General features: G+C 31.2%; 2 protein-coding genes. Both read left to right on the plus strand.

Features of this window, described 5'->3' with window-relative positions:
* The first annotated feature begins 85 nt into the window (after positions 1–85).
* Positions 86–1,468 (plus strand): YSIRK-type signal peptide-containing protein, encoded by a 1,383-nt coding sequence (locus HMPREF9129_RS07600; protein ID WP_040552819.1) that lies wholly within the window; start codon positions 86–88, stop codon positions 1,466–1,468.
* A gap of 179 nt (positions 1,469–1,647) precedes the next feature.
* On the plus strand, positions 1,648–3,090 hold a 1,443-nt coding region (locus HMPREF9129_RS10725; protein ID WP_004822181.1), incomplete at its 3' end, for a stalk domain-containing protein.

A 3,090-nucleotide genomic window follows, 5' to 3' on the forward strand; every position in this document is an offset into this window, starting at 1 on the left:
AAAAAACTTGATTTTTGAGGGTGAGAGTTGTAAAATTAATTAAGAATGATTAAAAATGATAATGAATATTTAACGGAGGACGAGAATGGAGAATTTAAGGGAATTTATTAAAAGTAGGAAGCGAAATAGAATATACAGATATTCTATAAGAAGATTGTCAATAGGAGTTGTCTCATGCGTAGTGGGAGCATTTGTACTTTTTGCACCAGTTAACTTCGGTAAAGCTGAGTTAAGTGGTGTTGTTTATGCGAGTGAAGTTGAGAAATATAGTGATCTTCTCCTTGAAGTACAACAAAAAGATGACAATGATGGCAAATGTTCGGTGGTTTTAGTGTCTAAATCTTTTACACAGGATAATCATGATTTAAAAGATGTGAAGTTAGTTATTGGTGATAATAAAAAAGAGATTAAATTGGAACCAGATAAGAGTAATCCACTTATTCGTGAAGGTAAAATAGATGCAACTGATTTAGGCAAAAAGTTTAAGGTTGCTATATATGATAGCAGCAAAAAAGAGAATCCAACCTATTATGCTGGTGGAATTCTTAGAGAAGAAGAAACTTACGATAAACTACAAAAAGAAGAAAAACAAGAAGGGGAAAGAGAAAAGGAAAGAGAAAGAGAAAGGGAAACTTTACAAAAAATAAATGTATTAAAAGAAAAGGTTCAACAATTAGTAGAAGACGCAGCAAAACGAGAAGAAATAGTGACAAAAGTAGCAGAAGAAGTGACAAAAGAAGCAGAAAAAATAAAAGAAAAATTAAATAAAGGAGAGATTAGTGGAGCGGCAACTGAGGCAGAAACAGTAAAAAATAAAGTAGAAGAAGCCGCAAATTTAGCAAAAGAAGCAAAAACATATGCGGAAAAAGCAAAACAAGCTGCAGAAGAATTAGAAAAAAAAGCTAAAGAAGTGAGTGGAGAAGAACAAGCAACAGTACAAAAATTAGCGCGAGAATCAGAAGAAGCATTACAAAAAGTAGAAGAAGCAGTACAAAAAGCAGAAGAAGCAGTACAAAAAGCAGAAGAAGCACTAACTAAAGCAATAGCTAGAGAAAGAAAAGAAAAAGAAGAGAAACCTCAAGTAGATCAATCAGGAGAAGAATCAGAGAAAAAAGAACCAACAGAGAATGCAAATTTCGATAAAATTAGGGATAAAGTAAAAGAAACTTTAAAAGAAATAAAACTTTCTGAAGGTAATTCAGGGATGTTAATGAAGGTACTTAAGACAAACAACTATGACGATTTGTTAAAGTTAGTATTTGAAATTCAATCCAAAGAGCACGATAAAGGGATAAAAGAAAAATTAATAGAAGCGGTTGTAGACGTAGAAGGATATTTGAGTGATGCTGAAAAAGCAAATTTAAAGACAAATGTAGAAGATTGGAGTAAAAATGAACAAGTATTTAAAAGAGCTGTAGATAGCTTAAAAAATCATGTTGAAAATAAGAAGAAAATAGAAAAAAAATAGATGATTTATTTGAAAAAGCAGCTAAAGTCTTACGTAATGGAGATAAAGATTATGGAAGATCTTCTGTTACAGAATTAGAAAAGAATTTACTGAAGATAAAAGATTTAGACAACAGTAAAGAATTTACTCAAGAAAAATTAAAAGAACTTGAGAAGACTATTAATCCATTGATAGAGAAAATGGGAGAAGAAAAAGATTTAAAGAATAAGTTAAGAGAGAATATAAAATCTTTAAAAGATGAAAAAGAAATTGGTATATTTAGTGCAAGAATTGATAAAGCTAAAAATTTAGAAGAACTTAAGGTATATAAATCTAAAATTGATGCAAAAGGTAAAGAAGAGACATTTAACGAAATTAGCAAACTTGAATTTTTAAATGAAGAAGAGAAAAAATATTATAAAACTGTTTTAGACAATACAGAAGAATTTAATCATTTTAAAACTGTTTTTGATATAGCTAAAGAAAAAAATGAAGCCATTGAAGCGAAGATTAAGGATAATATAAAAAATGATATAGATAAACTGGCTTTTCTAAATAAAGAAGAAAAAGAATTTTATAAATCTCAATTGGGAGGCGCTACAAGTCCTAATAGTGTAAGTATAGTTATAGAATTAGCAGAAGAAAAAGATAAAGCTAAGGAAATTGAGTTAAAAGATGCCGCAAAAGAATATGTAGATAAATTAAGTGATCTAACAGAGACATCAAAGAAACTAGCTAAAAAAGATATTGATGAAGCAACAAATGTAGAGACTATTAAAGATATTGCAGAAAGAGCTAAGTTGATGAACAAGAAGAAAGCGGAAAAGGCTCTTGAAGAATTAGTTAAGAAAGAATTAAAAGAAGTAAAAGAAGCTGCAAAAGAGTATATAGATAATTTAAGCGATCTAACAGAGACATCAAAGAAACTAGCTAAAAAAGATATTGATGAAGCAACAAATGTAGAGACTATTAAAGATATTGCAGAAAGAGCTAAATTGATGAATAAGAAGAAAGCGGAAAAGGCTCTTGAAGAATTAATTAAGAAAGAAAAAGAAAAAGAAAAACCGGTAGAACCAAAAGTGCCGGAAGAACCTAAGAAACCTGAAGAGAAACCGGCTGAGCCTAAGAAACCTGAAAACGAACCTAAAGAAAAAGAAGAAAAGCCATCTGATCCAAAGCAACCGGAAAAACCAAATAAACCGGAACCTAAGGATCCTGAAAAAAATCCGGAAGAACCTAAGAAACCGGAAGAAAAACCGGCTGAACCGAAACAACCGGAAAACGAACCTAAAGAAAAAGAAGAAAAACCAAAAGAAGTTATTCCGGCTATGCCGCTAACACCGGGCATAAAAGTAATACCTTCAACTCCATTACAACCAAGCATAAAAGTGGCACCAAGAGCATTTAGAAATGACAACGATCAAAGGGGATCAATAGACTGGAGATATATAAAAGCACCAAGCAAAGATGCAAAAGCAGAAGTGCAAAAACAAAAGACAGTAATAGAAGTGAAGATCAAAATAGGATCAGACATACTACAAAGAACAATAAACAACCACACACAAGAAATAAAAATGGATACAAAAGCCATAATAAAAGACGGAAGAACAATGCTGCCAATAAGATACGTAGCAGAAGCCCTA

This window comes from Peptoniphilus indolicus ATCC 29427 (assembly GCF_000227315.1).
In the GTDB taxonomy this organism is placed as follows: Bacteria; Bacillota; Clostridia; order Tissierellales; family Peptoniphilaceae; genus Peptoniphilus; species Peptoniphilus indolicus.